16 protein-coding genes are annotated in these 13,800 nt (G+C 72.3%); 4 read left to right on the top strand and 12 right to left on the bottom strand.

What is annotated here, in order from left to right:
• The first annotated feature begins 6 nt into the window (after positions 1–6).
• The 3 genes from A37W_RS21785 to A37W_RS0112415 all read left to right on the top strand — a co-directional run bounded on the left by A37W_RS21785 (position 7) and on the right by A37W_RS0112415 (position 3,571).
• Positions 7–1,263 carry a PAS domain-containing protein gene (locus tag A37W_RS21785; protein ID WP_437437304.1) on the top strand — a complete coding sequence of 419 codons (1,257 nt, stop codon included), beginning with the start codon at positions 7–9 and terminating at the stop codon, positions 1,261–1,263.
• 222 nt (positions 1,264–1,485) lie between these two features.
• Entirely contained in the window at positions 1,486–2,316 is an 831-nt protein-coding gene (locus A37W_RS0112410; protein WP_018303362.1) for a universal stress protein, read from the top strand.
• Between the two features lie 88 nt (positions 2,317–2,404).
• Positions 2,405–3,571 (top strand): cation:proton antiporter, encoded by a 1,167-nt coding sequence (locus tag A37W_RS0112415; protein WP_018303363.1) that lies wholly within the window; start codon positions 2,405–2,407, stop codon positions 3,569–3,571.
• 7 nt (positions 3,572–3,578) lie between these two features.
• Here the strand turns inward: A37W_RS0112415 and A37W_RS0112420 are convergent, their stop codons facing one another.
• The 9 genes from A37W_RS0112420 to A37W_RS0112460 are packed head-to-tail and all read right to left on the bottom strand — an operon-like array spanning position 3,579 to position 10,443.
• Complete coding sequence (locus tag A37W_RS0112420) at positions 3,579–3,971, bottom strand: CBS domain-containing protein (protein ID WP_018303364.1); 393 nt, start codon at positions 3,969–3,971, stop codon at positions 3,579–3,581.
• Positions 3,968–4,150, bottom strand: a complete 183-nt coding sequence (locus A37W_RS0112425) for a hypothetical protein (protein ID WP_018303365.1) — start codon at positions 4,148–4,150, stop codon at positions 3,968–3,970. The genes A37W_RS0112420 and A37W_RS0112425 overlap by 4 nt, the downstream gene beginning before the upstream one ends.
• Positions 4,151–4,163: 13 nt before the next feature.
• Positions 4,164–5,144, bottom strand: coding sequence for an FAD:protein FMN transferase (locus A37W_RS21790; protein ID WP_018303366.1), 981 nt, complete (start codon positions 5,142–5,144; stop codon positions 4,164–4,166).
• Positions 5,145–5,147: 3 nt separating this feature from the next.
• The gene (nqrF, locus tag A37W_RS0112435; protein WP_018303367.1) at positions 5,148–6,371 is read right to left on the bottom strand and encodes an NADH:ubiquinone reductase (Na(+)-transporting) subunit F; all 1,224 of its coding nucleotides are present in this window, start codon (positions 6,369–6,371) and stop codon (positions 5,148–5,150) included.
• Positions 6,368–6,982 carry an NADH:ubiquinone reductase (Na(+)-transporting) subunit E gene (nqrE, locus tag A37W_RS0112440; RefSeq protein WP_018303368.1) on the bottom strand — a complete coding sequence of 205 codons (615 nt, stop codon included), beginning with the start codon at positions 6,980–6,982 and terminating at the stop codon, positions 6,368–6,370. Before nqrE ends, nqrF begins: the two co-directional genes overlap by 4 nt.
• Positions 6,979–7,644, bottom strand: a complete 666-nt coding sequence (locus tag A37W_RS0112445) for an NADH:ubiquinone reductase (Na(+)-transporting) subunit D (protein ID WP_018303369.1) — start codon at positions 7,642–7,644, stop codon at positions 6,979–6,981. Before A37W_RS0112445 ends, nqrE begins: the two co-directional genes overlap by 4 nt.
• 3 nt (positions 7,645–7,647) lie before the next feature.
• Complete coding sequence (locus tag A37W_RS0112450; RefSeq protein ID WP_018303370.1) at positions 7,648–8,442, bottom strand: FMN-binding protein; 795 nt, start codon at positions 8,440–8,442, stop codon at positions 7,648–7,650.
• Positions 8,429–9,211, bottom strand: a complete 783-nt coding sequence (locus A37W_RS0112455) for an RnfABCDGE type electron transport complex subunit D (RefSeq protein WP_018303371.1) — start codon at positions 9,209–9,211, stop codon at positions 8,429–8,431. Before A37W_RS0112455 ends, A37W_RS0112450 begins: the two co-directional genes overlap by 14 nt.
• On the bottom strand, positions 9,208–10,443 hold the full coding sequence (locus tag A37W_RS0112460; protein ID WP_157236485.1) for a Na(+)-translocating NADH-quinone reductase subunit A: 1,236 nt from the start codon (positions 10,441–10,443) through the stop codon (positions 9,208–9,210). The genes A37W_RS0112455 and A37W_RS0112460 overlap by 4 nt, the downstream gene beginning before the upstream one ends.
• Positions 10,444–10,624: 181 nt before the next feature.
• On the opposite strand from A37W_RS0112460, the gene A37W_RS0112465 reads away from it, so the two are divergent.
• Positions 10,625–11,755, top strand: coding sequence for a cytochrome c3 family protein (locus tag A37W_RS0112465; protein WP_156169137.1), 1,131 nt, complete (start codon positions 10,625–10,627; stop codon positions 11,753–11,755).
• A 22-nt stretch (positions 11,756–11,777) separates the two neighbouring features.
• Here A37W_RS0112465 and A37W_RS24640 read toward each other — a convergent pair whose 3' ends face one another.
• The 3 genes from A37W_RS24640 to A37W_RS21795 form a co-directional block, all read right to left on the bottom strand.
• Positions 11,778–12,320: a CBS domain-containing protein gene (locus A37W_RS24640; RefSeq protein WP_156169139.1), complete on the bottom strand. Its 543-nt coding sequence runs from the start codon at positions 12,318–12,320 to the stop codon at positions 11,778–11,780.
• Entirely contained in the window at positions 12,317–12,835 is a 519-nt protein-coding gene (locus A37W_RS0112475) for a DUF4142 domain-containing protein (protein ID WP_018303375.1), read from the bottom strand. The genes A37W_RS24640 and A37W_RS0112475 overlap by 4 nt, the downstream gene beginning before the upstream one ends.
• Positions 12,836–13,150: 315 nt before the next feature.
• On the bottom strand, positions 13,151–13,800 hold a 650-nt coding region (locus A37W_RS21795; protein ID WP_040754001.1), incomplete at its 5' end, for a CBS domain-containing protein.

A 13,800-nucleotide genomic window follows, 5' to 3' on the forward strand; every position in this document is an offset into this window, starting at 1 on the left:
AAATGCGTGTTCCTCAACCGCAGGCAGCGCGAGTTCTGGGGCGTGGACATCGACGACCTCGCCCGGTTCGACTGGGGCCGCACCCTTCACCCCGACGATCGGGACGCGCTGGCGGAGCCCTTCTCCCGGGCGATGCGGGATCGCACACCGATGGACGTCGAAGCCAGGTACCGGCGCGCGGACGGGGTCTACCGCCGTCTTCACACGTCGGCCGCCCCCCGCTTCAACGAGGACGGCCGCTTCGTCGGCATGGTCNGCGTGAACATCGACGTCACCGAACAGCGGGCGACGGAATCGGACCTGCGGGCCGCCAAGGACGCGCTGGCCCTCGCGACCGCGGCGTCCGACCTCGGCTGGGGCACGTGGAACCTGTCGACCGGACGGACCGAGTGGGACGCCCGGGGACGCGAACTGATGGATCTGGATGAGGACGAGCGGGACGGCAACGACTGGTTCGCCCGGGTGCCCCGGGAGGACCGGGAGATCATCACGGAGGCAGTCGCCCGAAGCGGAAGGGATCTGCGGCCCTTCAACGTCACCTTCAGGCTCCGGCGGAAGACGGGCACCGAACGCCGCATCCACGCCTCGGGCACGACCGAGACGACGCCGGACGGCACCGCCACCCGCGCCACCGGCCTTGTCCGCGACATCACCGAGGAGTGGCGCGAGAAGCAGTTCCAGCGGCTGATCATCCGCGAACTGAATCACAGGATGAAGAACCTGCTCGGGCTGGTGAACGCGCTGGTATCACAGACCACGACGGAGGGGCGTTCGGCCACCGAGTATCGCACGGCCCTCAGGGGGCGGCTCGACGCGCTGGCGGCGAGTTCCCGCCTCTCGGTCGACGCGGACGCGGACGCCCTGGACCTGCACGGCCTCGCCAGTTCCATTCTCGCGCCGATCCGGGCGGATCGGCCGGACGCGGTGGCGATGGAGGGCGGGCCGCTTCGCCTGCCGATTCACAACGGCCGGATGATCGGGCTCGCGCTCCACGAGCTGGCGACCAACGCTGCGAAGTACGGCGCGCTGTCCGTGCCCGATGGCAAGGTGAGCCTTTCCTGGAGAACGGAAAGCCGGGACGGCAGGGACTGTCTGGTGCTGACCTGGCAGGAGGAGGGGGGGCCGAAGGTCGCGGCGCCCGGCTCGCGGGGCTTCGGCACGCGCCTCCTGGAGCACGTCATCAGCGAGGATCCGGGTGCGTCGGCCGACCTCGCGTTCGCCGAGAGCGGCCTGCGCTATCGGCTGGTTCTGCCGTTGGACTGACCGCCCGGAGGGGTCTTCGCCCGACGTCCCGCCAAGGCTTGGTGGACTCCGGGGCCGGCTCCGCGACCCGCCGCTCAAAAGGCATATCGTGCCCCGGATCGGCCATTTGACTGTCCAAACTGGCCTCGGCGGATGATCTGGATCAAACGCCTCCCGCCTCCAACGAGGTAACGTGAGCGTCGCAGGGGCCTTCTCCTTGGCCTCGATGACGGAGAGCATGAGATGGCATTGACTTCCCTCCTTGTCGCATCGGACCTGTCGGAGCGATCGGATCGCGCCCTCCAGCGGGCGTTCCGCCTGGCGGGCGAACACGGGGCCCGGGTCCGTGTGCTGACGGTCGTCGACGACGGCGGGCCCGAAGAGCTGGTCGCGGACATCGTCGAGAGGAGCCGGGGCCACCTCGAAGCGGCCGTCGCGGCGATCGCCGGCGAGGTGGAGCACGAGATCGTGGTGGAGCGGGGGGACCCTCTCTCTCGCCTGGTGGAGGCGGTCAACGAGGGGGATGCCGACCTCGTCGTCGTGGGTCGGCATCGCAGCAGGGGCGTGTTCGACAGGATGCGGCCGACCACGGTCGAGAACGTCGTGGCCCGGTCGCTGAAGCCGGTCCTCCTGGTGGTCGCCCCGGCTCTCGGCCCTTACCAGCGGGTGCTCAGTCCGGTCACGTTCGTCCCGGCCTGCCGCCACGCCGTCGAGAAGGCGCTGATCCTCGCTTCCGATGCGACCTTCCGGCTTTTCCACGCCTGGATCGCTCCGTTCGAGGGGCTGACCGGTGGCCGCAGGTCCGCCTACGCCCGCGCCGTGGAGCGGGAGACGGCCGCGCAGGCCGCCGCCTGGGCCGAGCTGCTGCCGCCGTCCCTGCCGAAGGTGGAGCTGGTCCATGACGCCGCGGGCGAAAGCCTGGTGCGCGAGATGCGCCGCTTCTCGCCGGATCTGATCGCCCTTGGCGCCAACGCGCGCGACCTGTCCTTCACCGGCCTCGGCGCGTTCACGGCCGCGTTGGTCCGCGACCCGGCGACCGACACCCTGATCGCGCGCGGCGCGGAGATGGGATGAAACCGCCGGTGGCGACCGACCCCTGCGCGGCGGCCTTTCCGCGCGGTGCGGGCGATATCCGTCTGCCAGTGGGCGGGAGAGGTATCAGATGAACCTCGACATCGTCCTGATCGCGCTCGGCGTGGTCTTCCTCGCTGGGCTGGCGCTCGACGCACTGGGGAGGCGCATGCACGTGCCGCGGGTCAGCCTTCTGATCCTGCTCGGCGTGGTCGTCGGGCCGCCCGTTCTCGACCTGCTGCCGCTCGACATCGCAAGTGCCAACGATGCGTACGCTCCGATCGCGCTCTCGATGGTCGCCTTCCTCCTCGGCGGCACGCTGAATACAGCAGCCCTGCGCGAGCGCGGGCGGCAGATCCTCACGCTTTCGGTGACGGTCGTCCTCGCCACCGCCGCGTTTGTCGGCGGCGGCCTGCTGCTTGCCGGCGCCCCGCTCGTCGTGGCGCTGGCGCTGGCGGGGATCGCGACGGCCACCGACCCCGCGGCGACCCGCGACGTGGTGCGGGAGAGCGGAGCCACGACGCCCTTCTCGGCCAACATTCTCGGGATCGTGGCGATCGACGACGTCTGGGGCGTCCTCGCCTTCAGCCTGATCCTGGCGGCACTCGACATGATGACCGGCGCCGGCATGGGCGACTCGATCGCCGTGGGGCTGCGCGACGTCGGCGGCGGCGTCCTTCTCGGCGTCGTCCTCGGGGTGCCGGCGGCGGCGCTGACGGGGCGCCTCCGCCCGGGCGAGCCGACGCTGATCGAGGCTGTCGGCGTGGTTCTCCTGACGGTCGGCCTCGCCCTGTGGCTGGAAGTGTCCTACCTGATCGCCGGCATGACCTGCGGCGCGGTGGTGGCGAACCTCGCGCGCCACCACGAGCAGCCGTTCCACGAGATCCAGCAGATCGAATGGCCGTTCATGCTGCTGTTCTTCGTGCTGGCCGGCGGCTCGCTCGACATGAGCTACCTGCCGCAGGCGGGTTGGCTGGTGGTTCTCTACATCGGGCTGCGGATCGCGGGGCGGCTGGTGGGCGGCTGGCTCGGCGATCTCCTGACCCGGCAGCCGGGGCATGACGGGCTCTGGACCGGTCTCGGCCTCCTGCCCCAGGCCGGGGTCGCGGTCGGCATGGCGCTCGTCGCCGCCGAGCGGTTTCCGGAGCTTGGCGAGCCGATCCTGGCGGTGACGATCACCGCGACAGTGGCGTTCGAGGTGGTCGGCCCGCTGCTGACCGGCCTTGCCGTCCGACGCGCCGGCGACGGGCGACGCTGACCGGCGCCTATCCCGCCCGCAGCAGCGCCGCGAGGACGTCGGAGCGATGCAGCATGCCGCAGAGGCCGGCCGCGTCGGTCACCGGCAGCACCCGGTGTGCGCGCTGAAGGAAGGTCTCCGCCGCGACCACGATCTCCTCCTCCGCGTCGATGGTCATGACCGCGCGGGTCATGTGGTCGGCGACGCGGCCCGTCCATTCGGCGTGGTAGCCGGCCTGCAGGGCCGGGCGGAAGCAGTCCTTCTGCGTCAGCAGGCCGGCGAGGCGGCCGGTCTCGTCCAGCACCGGCGCGGCCGAGGTCCGCGCCTCGACCAGGGTCGCGACCGCCCGGCGCATCGGCGTCTCCGGAGAAAGCACGGGGTGGTCGGTGCGCATGATGTCCCGGACCCTGATCCGGCTCATCGCTCGTCCCCCGTGGCCGTCGCCGCGCGCTTCAGCGGGCAGGTGTCGCAGCGGGTCTCGGGGCGACAGGCGGCGGCGCCGCAACTGGACCGCGCGGGACCGCGTCCCAGCGCGAGGCCGAGGCCCAGCCCTGCCGCGGACAGAACGACGACGACGATGGCGAGGAGCAGTTCGGTCATGGGCGCGTCCCGGTCACAGGAGATGGTCCTCCATCCCGCCGGTTGCGTCGAGCCGGAACGGGGCGGCCGGACCGGAGACGAAGAGCGCCGACAGGCCCCGCTCCCGCGCCAGCGCCGGGCCGGCCGAGTCGCCGGCGGCGAAGAGGGCAGTCGCCCAGCCGTCCGCCAGCATCGCGCTTTCGCCGAGGACCGTGACGCTGCGCAGCGCGCCGGAGGCCGGCGCCGCGGAGGCCGGATCGATGATGTGGCCCCAGGTCCGCCCGCCCAGGGCGTAGCTCTGGTGCCGCAGGCCCGACGTCGCGACCGCCGCGCCAGGGGGCAGGCGCAGCGCCGCCGGCGCCGGGGCGCCCGGCGCCGGCGCCTCCACCGCGACCCGCCACTCCCGGCCCGACGGGTGCCGGCCGAGCGCGACCAGCTCGCCCCCGAGGTCGAGGAGGGCGTCCCGCAGCCCCGCCTCCCGCACCAGGCCGGCCGCGAGGTCCAGCGCCCGGCCCTTGGCGATGCCGCAGAGGTCGAGCGTCAGCCCATCGCGGGCCTTGCCGATCCCTCCGCCGCCCACGATCACGCCGCGCCAGTTCGGCTCTCCGCTCCCTTCGATCGGCCCCCAGCCCCAGCGCGCCACCAACGGCCCGACGGTGGGATCGAAGCAGCCCGCGCTGTCCCGCGCGAGGTCGAGGGCCGCGCGGGCGACGCGGGCAAACTCTCCGTCTGCCGCTCGCCAGCCGGCCGGCGCGGCATTCCAGCGGCTGATCTCGCTGTCCGGTCGCCACGGTGACAGGGCGCGGTCGAAGCGGCGGAACAGGGCCTCGATCCCGGCCCCGAGGTCGTCCAGCGCCGCGCCCTCGGCCGCGGTGAGGGACCAGGTGGTGCCGAACGTCTGACCGCCGACCGCCCGGACGGCGGCAGCGCGGGCGATGGCCGGCGCCGACAGGATACCCCCCGCCAGGCCCAGGAGGACGGTCCGGCGGGTCGGTCGGACGGGAACAGGGGACATCGCCTACACTCCGAAATCGTCGTGAAAGATGCGCTGCGGCTCGACCCCCAGCCGCGCCAGCGTCGCGAGCACGGCCGAGATCATCACCGGCGGGCCGCAGAGGTAGTATTCGCACTCCTCCGGGGCGGAGTGGGCCGCCATCTCGGCGCGCAGCGTCTCGTGGACGAAGCCCGTCGCACCGGTCCAGCGGTCGCCTGGGGCCGGATCGGACAGCGCCGGCGTCCAGGTGAAGTTCGCGTGCCGCGCCGCCAGCGCCTCGAACTCGTCGACGTAGAACAGGTCCGAGGCGGTGCGCGCACCATAGAAATAGCGGATGCGGCGGGGGGTGCCGCGGCCGAGCTCCTGGTGGATCATCGCGCGCAGCGGCGCCATGCCGACGCCGCCGCCGACGAACACCATCTCGCGCCCGGTCGGCTGGACGTGGAAGTCGCCGAAGGGGCCCGACACCTCCACCGGATCGCCGGGCCGCAGCGAGAACAGCCAGGACGAGACCTGACCGGGCGGCACCTCGTCCTCGCGCCCAGCCGGAGGGACGGCGAGGCGGATGTTGAAGACCGCGCGGCCCCGGTCCTCGGGCCGGCTGGCGAGGGAATAGGCGCGCGTCACGGCGGTCTCCGAGGCGGCCTTCAGCGCCGTCCAACCGGCGATCTGCCACGTCTCGCGGAAGGCCGTGGGCAGGTCGAGGTCCGCGAAGTCGAGCCGGTAGGGCGGCGCGGTGATCTGCATGAAGTCGCCGGCGCGGAAGGCGTCCGGCTGTCCGGGCGGCAGGTCGAGGACGATCTCGCGGATCAGCGGCGCCAGCATCCGCGTCGAGGCGACGGTGCAAGTGACGCCGCCGCCGGCGGACAGGATGTCGTCCGGCACCGCCACCGCGCAGTCGCCGCGCAGGCTGGTCTGGCAGGCGAGGCGGACGTGGGCGCGCCGCTCCTTCGGCGAAAGGACCCCCCGCTCGGTCGCCTGCGGCTCTCCCGCGCCGTCGCCGGTCACCGTCACCCGGCACAGGCCGCAGGTGCCGGCGCCACCGCAGGCGGCGGGGATGCGGATGCCCGCCCCGTGCAGGACGGCCAGGAGGCGGGCACCGCGCTCTGCCGTCAGGTGCGTGCCGCCGTTCACGGTGATGTCCACGCCGCCCGAAGGCACCAGCCGCTGCCGCACCGCGAGCAGGAACAGCGTCAGCCCCACGAGGAGGACCACCATCGTCAGTCCGCCGATCGCGATCTCGGTCATGACGCGGCCGCCATCTGCGCGAACGCGGAGAAGCCCAGGGACAGCAGCCCGGCGAGGACGAACGCGATGCCGAGGCCGCGCAACCCGTCCGGCAGGTCAGCATAGGCCAGCCGTCCGCGGATCGCGCTCAGCATCGTCACCGCCACGGCGAACCCGACGCCGCTGCCCAGCCCGAAGACCGTGGCCTGCAGCAGGGTGTAACTGCGCTCGACCATGAACAGGCTGCCGCCGAGGATCGCGCACTGCACGGTCAGAAGGGGCAGGAACACGCCGAAGGCGACGTGGATCGCCGGAAAGTGCCGGTCGAGCAGCATCTCCAGCAGCTGGACCGTCGCCGCGATGACGCCGATGAACGCCAGCAGCGACAGGTAGGACAGGTCGAGTTCGGGCAGGCCCGCCCACGCCCAGGCGCCGGGGGCGAGCAGGCCGTGGTAGATCAGGTGGTTCAGCGGCACCGTCACGCCGAGCACGCCGGTCATCGCGATGCCGAGGCCGATCGCACTCTCGCTCCGCCGGGACAGGGCCAGGAAGGTGCACAGGCCGAGGAACAGGGTAAGCGGCATATTGTCGACGAAGGCCGCTTGCAGGAAGAGGATCCACGCCTCGGTCATTCCGCGGGCTCCGCGGTGGCGGGGGGCACGTGCTCAGCCGCCTCGGCCTGCTCGGGCAGGACAGAGCGGATTGCCCAGACGAGAAGGCCGAGCAGGAAGAAGGCCGAAGGGGCAAGCAGCATCAGGCCGAGGGGCGTGAACCAGCCGCCGTCCTCAGCCAGCGGCAGGACCTGCCGTCCCAGGAGCTCGCCCCGACCGAACAGTTCCCTGACCCCGCCGATGATCGTCAGGACCAGCGAATAGCCGAGGCCGTTGCCGAAGGCGTCGACCATCGAGGGGACGACGCCGTTGTGGCTGGCATAGGCTTCCGTCCGGCCCAGCACGAGGCAGTTGGTGGTGATGAGCGCGACGTAGACCGACAGTGCGCGGCTGATCTCGACGAGGTAGGCCTGCAGGACTTGGTCGATCACGATCACCAGCGAGGCCACGATCACGATCTGCACGATCAGGCGGATCGTCGTCGGGATGTGCCGCCGGATCAGGCTGATGATCCCCGCCGCGAGGGTCAGCACGACGGTCAGCGAGGCCGACATCGTCAGCGCCGTCGCCAGCGAGGTCGTCACCGCGAGCGCGGAGCACAGGCCGAGGATCTGCAGCGTCACCGGGTTCTGCCGGATCAGCGGCTCGGTCAGCGTCGGCCAGAAGGAGAAGGACCGGGCCATGGCTCAGAACTCCCCGCGCTCGACGGCGCGCAGGAACGGGCCGTAGCCGTCCGGTCCCAGCCAGAAGCGGACCATGCGCTCGATCGCGGTCGAGGTGCGCGTGGCGCCGGTGATGCCGTCCACCTCGAACGGCGTCGACGCCTCGCCCCGCGCCACCGCGAAGCGCATCTCGCCGCGTTCGTCCCGGACCTCGGTGCCCGGGAAGTCCGCCTGCCAGGACGGCTCCTCGATCCGCGCGCCGAGGCCCGGGGTCTCGGAGTGGCGGGTGACCGCGAGGCCGGCGATGGTGTTCATGTCGCCCCGCAGCGCGAGGATCGCGTCGATCCGGCCGTTGTAGCCCTGCACGCTCATCGGCAGGAGGGCGAGGGAGACGTCCTCGCCCTCGCGGAGCAGGTAGACCTGCGCGTAGTCCGGCCGCTGGCCGAGGCCGGCGAGGTCGCCCCCGGCGTCGAGGGCGGTCCAGTTGGCGGCGTCCGCAAGCGCCGCCTCCAGCGTCTCGGGCGTAACCTCAGCGGCAGCGCCGCCCGTGCCGAGGTCGAGGACGACGGTGGTGAGCGTTCCGCCCGACTGCTCCAGCAGGGCGGACATGCCCGGCACGCCGCGCACCAGCGCCTCGATCCGGGCCTGCTCCTCCGCGGCGCGGTTCGCGGTCTGGATCGGGCGGAGAAGGACCGTCGCGCCGCTTACCGCGATCGCGCAGACAGCCGAGACGAGGAAGGCAATCCCGACGGTCTTGGCCCGGCTCTCGTTCGGCAGCGCCAGGAACCGGCGCCAGGGATTGCGGTCAGGTCCCGCCATGTCGCCTCCGCCGTCGGGCCAGCCACAGGGTGATTGCCATCTCGTCAAGGAGCGGCGCGGCGAGCGACGCCAGCAGCGCCGCCGCCACCGCCATCTGCACCGGCGCGCCCCCCTCCCAGCCGAGGGCGAACAGCGTGAGCAAGCCGCCGTAGAGGCCGCCGTGCAGCCAGCGACCCAGAGCCGTTCCCGCAGCCGTGACCGGATCGCCCAGCAGCAGGACGAGGACCAGTCCGCCGGCGAGGAGCTCCTCGGCCGGAAGCGCGCCGGCCGCGCCCGCCACGCCGGCAAGGAGGGCGGCGCCGAGAAACACGCCCGCCGGCATAATCCCGGCCGCGATGCCGAGCACTCCCGTCGCGAGCGCGGCCCACGCCACCGGCTCCATCACATGAGGCCAAGGCGCGGCGGGAAAGCCGAAGCCGAGGAACGAGAGCGCGACGGTCGCCGGGTTGACGACGTTTCGGCCCCAGCCGCCGAACACCAGCTCTCCCATCACCGCGCCGAAGCTGATCCCGAGGACCAGGCGGACGGCGCCGAGGTCCTGGGGCACCAGCACGGCGACCGCGAGCGCCGTCACGATGCCGGACAGCGAGGGCGGCTGCGCCCGGGCGAGCAGGAAGACCAGATGCCAGCCGGCGAGGACCAGGGCGGCGAGGAGGACCGTCGCCACGGCCTCCGCCCCGCCATACCAGAGCCAGAACAGGGCGAGCGGCAGGTGGGCGGCGACGAGGAGCGACGCAACCGTCTCGCGGTCCCAGAGCCCGCGGATCACGCCGCCAGCTCCGTCTCGATCCGGTCCAGCATGCCGCGCAGCAGTCGGCCGAGCTGCGCGTCTCCACCGAGCACGTAGTCCGCCAGCGCGACGTCCTCCTCCAGCAGGGACAGCACGCCGAGGGACATCGCCGTCTCGTCGTCGCCTGCGCTCAGCGCGCGGACGAAGGCCGCCGCCGGGAGTGCGCCGCCGAAGGCCTGCGTCAGGGCGGCGGTCGGGATGATCGGCCGGGGCCGCGCGGAGCGGGTCAGGGCGGCGATCAACCAGTGCGGCGGGCCGGCTCGCGCTGCCCGAGGCAGCGCCGTCACCTGCCGGTCCCGGAAACCGAGCCAGCGCGCCTCGCGTCCGTCGAGGGCTGAGCCGGACAGGAGGACATGCGGCCCGGGCGCCGCCACTCGGTAGGTGAGGCCCCGCAGATCCGCGCCCGGCTGGGTCAGGACGCTCCGGCTCTCGCGCAGCGCCGGGCCGGCCACATGGACATGCCGACGCATCTGCGCCCGGCCTGTTGCCAGGAGCGCGCCGAGCGCCGCGACATCCTCGACATGGCAGTCCCAGACCGGGCTCTCGATCGTCGCCGGGGCCAGCTCGTGGATGCGCAGCCCGGCCGCCCCCTGCGGGTGACGGGGGCCGCAGACGATCTCGCGCGCGCGGCCGCGCCCCGCCCCCGGCCCGGTCAGCGGATCGCCCTTCTGCCGGCAGATCAGGACCGGCCCGTCGGTCAGAATGGCTAGCGCGTCGAGGCCGCGTGCCAGCTCTTCCTCCTTGCCTTCGACCGCGCGCCGCGGGTCGGGGGCGAGCGGCCGGGTATCGGTCGCCATGACGACGATGGCGATCGGCCTTTCGCCGCCGGCGGGCATCCCGCCGAAGGGCCGGCGGCGCAGCGCCGGCCACAGGCCCGCCGACTGGATCAGCGTGCGCAGGCCGTATTCCTCCGACGCCCGGCCCGTGTCGAACCCCGCGACGTCGCCGCCCGCCTCCCTGAACAGGACGATCTCCCCAAGCCGCCGTCCCGACCTCAGCGCGATCCGCGCGACGCGCGCCGGCATCGGCGCGACGAGGCAGATGTCCGGCGCATCGCGCAGGCATGCGACCGGCTCTCCTTCGGCGACGACCGCGCCTTCGTCCGCCAGAAGCGTCACGCGAAGGTCGTGGCCGGGAGGGGCGGCGATCCCCGCCTCCTCGGTCACAATCGTGCTCCAGCCCTCGCCGACGGCGGGCGGAGTGGCGACCACGGGCGTCAAACCTGCGACGTGCGACATCGCGTCCCTAGGGCTTTCCTCTGAGTTCTCGCGTTTCCGTGATATCCTACCATCAGCGCGATTCAGTGAAAGCGGCAGATCGTCACAACCCCGGAGGCGACCCGACATGCAAGGCAGACATACTCGTTTCCCCGCTATACTCGCAGTGGCGAGCATGGTCCTCTTCCTGACGCAGGGCGCAGTCACGGTCGCGCAGGACGCCGGCGACGCGGCGCCTTTGGACGAAGCGATCGTCCCATTCGCCCTTCCGGAGTCGGGTCCGTTCAATCCCGAGGACATCCCGATCGAGAACCAGCAGGCCATCGCCGACTGGTTCCGGTCCGCCCACGCCGACGCCGCGGCCGAGGCGTTCCGCCACTGGGACGCGGACGAGGCCATCTCGCCCGCCTGCGCCACCTGCCACTCGGGCGAAGGGTTCCGCGATTGGCACGGCCTCGACGGCAGTGAGGCTGGCATCGTCGAGGGACCGATCGATACCGGCGGGGTCGTCGATTGCGGCACCTGTCACAACGCAGGCCTTGCCGAGGTCGAGACTGTCACCTTCCCCAGCGGCCTGGAGCATCCGGTTACTGGTGTCGAGGCGGCCTGCATGACCTGTCACCAGGGCCGGACCGCGGGTGTCGATGTGGAGGAGGCGATCGCCGGGATGGAGGTCGACAGCCCGAGCCCGGAGCTGCGCTTCATCAATCCGCACTACGCCACCGCCGCCGCGACGTGGCTCGGCGGCTATGGCGGCGCCGGCTACCACTACGACGGCGCGGACTATTCCGGCCGGTTCTTCCATGCCCGCCCGGTCTCGACCTGCAATTCCTGCCACGAGCCGCACACGCTCGAGGTCGCGTTCGAGCCCTGCCTCACCTGCCACCAGGAGGACAGCCCCGAGGCGATCCGCATCGCCCGGCAGAGCTACGACGGAAGCGGCGACACCCGCGCCGGGATCAGTTCCGACATCCGCGCCAACGCGGCCCTGCTGCTGCAGCTGATCGAGGACTATGCCGCCCTCGTCGCCGGGCGTCCGATCGTCTACGACGGCACCCGGTATCCTTACTTCTTCGTCGATGCGAACGGCGACGATCGGGCCGACGAAGGGCCTGACGGACTCGTTGCCTACGACGGCTGGACGCCGCGTCTTCTGCGCGCCGCCTACAACTGGAAGCTGGTGACGTCCGACCCGGGCAATTACGCCCACAACCCGCCCTACGTGCTGGAGCTTCTGCACGATTCCATCAGCGATCTGGCGGGCCCTGTCGGAACGGAGGTCGGGAGCCTGGGCATCCTGCGTTGAGGGCCGCACGCGGCGCTCATGGTCAACTGATTGCAGGGCGCTCCTCCGCCCCCCGGAGCAGCAGGCGGATGACGTCCGACCGCGTCAGGATGCCCGCGAGCCGGCCGTCCCGCTCCACCGGCACGACCTCGCTGCCATCGGCGGCCAGCCGGTTGAGGAGGCGGCCGACCGGCATGTCGTGAGGCACGGCGCCCCCCGGCGGGCGCATCGCGTCGCTGACGGTCCGCCGCCGGGGCGAACGCCGCCCGGCGCGACCGCCGCCGGCCACCGCGTCCAGCAGGTCCGCCTGGAACAGCAGCCCCGTCAGCCGTCCGTCCCCCTCGACGACCGGCAGGCACTTGATCCGGTGCGTCAGGAACAGCNGGTGCGTCGGCCGACCTCGCGTTCGCCGAGAGCGGCCTGCGCTATCGGCTGGTTCTGCCGTTGGACTGACCGCCCGGAGGGGTCTTCGCCCGACGCCCAGCAGAGTTGCCCTCGCAAGATGGAAATCATCGCGGCGGCACAGGGTGCTGCGAGAGGGATCGGCGCAGGAACCCGCCCGCGCCGATCCGGACGTCTGCCTCAGCCGTCCGACATGCCGGCCATATCGGCCACCATCGCCTGATGCTCCTGCAGAGTCGGCAGCGTCTCTGCGGCGAAGGCCTTCAGCGCGCTGTCCTCGCCCTCGGTCGAGAAGCCCTCGAACAACGCCACGGCCTCGTCGTGAGCCGTCACCTGCGCGTCGAGGTAGGCCTGGTCGAACTCCTCTCCGGTGAGGCCCTGCAGCCCGTCCAGCATCTCCTGGTGCTGCTCGTTGAGGCCCTCGGGGACCTCGACGCCATCGGTCTCGGCGGCGGCCATCATCGCCTCGCCGGCGGCGGTGTGGTCGTCAATCATGCGCTGGGCGAAGGCCTGGACCTCCTCGCTCTCCGAGGCATCGAGCGCCAGATTGCTCGACTCGATCTCGAAGCTGTTGGACGAGGCCGCCATCGCGGCGAACTCCGCCGGATCGGTGACGGGGGCCGCGTCGGTCTGGGCGAAGGCGGCGGTCATCGCGCCGGCGGCGACGGTCGCGGCTAGAAGCGTTGTTCTGAAGGTCATGGCTCAACTCCTGGAGCGTGGACCTCTTGAACCGGCGCGCCCCTCCCCGTGTTCCCGACACGCGGCCGGGCGGCCGGCGGAACTCCGCCTCCGCCATCGGGCCGACCGGCTTCGAATGGCACCGCGCCCCCGTCGCTTGAGAAGGCGGATGTCCTACTTCATTCGCCGACGGAAACGGCGGCGGTTGTGCCGATGAAGGGGCGGACGGCCTTATCGGGGTCCTCTGCGGGACGGGGCGAAATGACACCCTCGGCGGGACAGGCGGAAAACCGACGTGGCCGCGCTCGCGCAGGCGGCAGCAGGCGGCGCTTTCGGTCAGCGGATCGAAGGACGCTCCTCCGCCCCCCGGAGGAGCAGGCGGATGACGTCCGAGCGGGTCAGGATGCCCGCGAGCCACCCCTCCCGCTCCACCGGCACGACCTCGCTGCCATCGGCGGCCAGCCGGTTGAGGAGGCGGCCGACCGGCATGTCGTGGGGCACGGCGCCCGTCGCCGGGCGCATCGCGTCGCCGACGGTCCGCCGCCGGGGCGAACGCCGCACGGCGCGACCGACGCCGGCCACCACGTCCAGCAGGTCCGCCTGGAACAGCAGCCCCGTCAGCCGTCCGTCCCCCTCGACGACCGGCAGGCACTTGATCCGGTGCGTCAGGAACAGCCGCGCCGCCTCGGCCACCGGGATCTCCGGCCGCGCGATGATGGGATCGGCGGTCATGATGTCGGCGCAGGTGGTCCCGTCGAAGCGGTGCCCCGCCGCCTCCGCCTCGGCCGCGGCGAGAAGGCGGCCGAGGTCGGCGACGCCGAGATTCGTCGCCTGGTTGAACCGCGACAGGAGCGACCCGAGCTCCTCGGTCGACAGGCCGAGCCGCGGCGCCGGCTCGGCCGCGTTTGTCTCCGCCGGCAGACGGAACGGGTAGCGGCGGCCGGTGGCGCGGTTCCAGACCATGGCGACGAGGACCAGGGCCGCGG

This window comes from Wenxinia marina DSM 24838 (genome assembly GCF_000379485.1).
In the GTDB taxonomy this organism is placed as follows: Bacteria; Pseudomonadota; Alphaproteobacteria; order Rhodobacterales; family Rhodobacteraceae; genus Wenxinia; species Wenxinia marina.

Bases quoted from the DNA above. Each gene is read 5' to 3' on its own strand.
- A37W_RS0112410 (WP_018303362.1), top strand. From the start codon at position 1,486: ATGGCATTGACTTCCCTCCTTGTCGCATCGGACCTGTCGGAGCGATCG.
- A37W_RS0112415 (WP_018303363.1), top strand. From the start codon at position 2,405: ATGAACCTCGACATCGTCCTGATCGCGCTCGGCGTGGTCTTCCTCGCT.
- A37W_RS0112420 (WP_018303364.1), bottom strand. From the start codon at position 3,971: ATGAGCCGGATCAGGGTCCGGGACATCATGCGCACCGACCACCCCGTG.
- A37W_RS0112425 (WP_018303365.1), bottom strand. From the start codon at position 4,150: ATGACCGAACTGCTCCTCGCCATCGTCGTCGTCGTTCTGTCCGCGGCA.
- A37W_RS21790 (WP_018303366.1), bottom strand. From the start codon at position 5,144: ATGTCCCCTGTTCCCGTCCGACCGACCCGCCGGACCGTCCTCCTGGGC.
- nqrF (WP_018303367.1), bottom strand. From the start codon at position 6,371: ATGACCGAGATCGCGATCGGCGGACTGACGATGGTGGTCCTCCTCGTG.
- nqrE (WP_018303368.1), bottom strand. From the start codon at position 6,982: ATGACCGAGGCGTGGATCCTCTTCCTGCAAGCGGCCTTCGTCGACAAT.
- A37W_RS0112445 (WP_018303369.1), bottom strand. From the start codon at position 7,644: ATGGCCCGGTCCTTCTCCTTCTGGCCGACGCTGACCGAGCCGCTGATC.
- A37W_RS0112450 (WP_018303370.1), bottom strand. From the start codon at position 8,442: ATGGCGGGACCTGACCGCAATCCCTGGCGCCGGTTCCTGGCGCTGCCG.
- A37W_RS0112465 (WP_156169137.1), top strand. From the start codon at position 10,625: ATGGTCCTCTTCCTGACGCAGGGCGCAGTCACGGTCGCGCAGGACGCC.
- A37W_RS0112475 (WP_018303375.1), bottom strand. From the start codon at position 12,835: ATGACCTTCAGAACAACGCTTCTAGCCGCGACCGTCGCCGCCGGCGCG.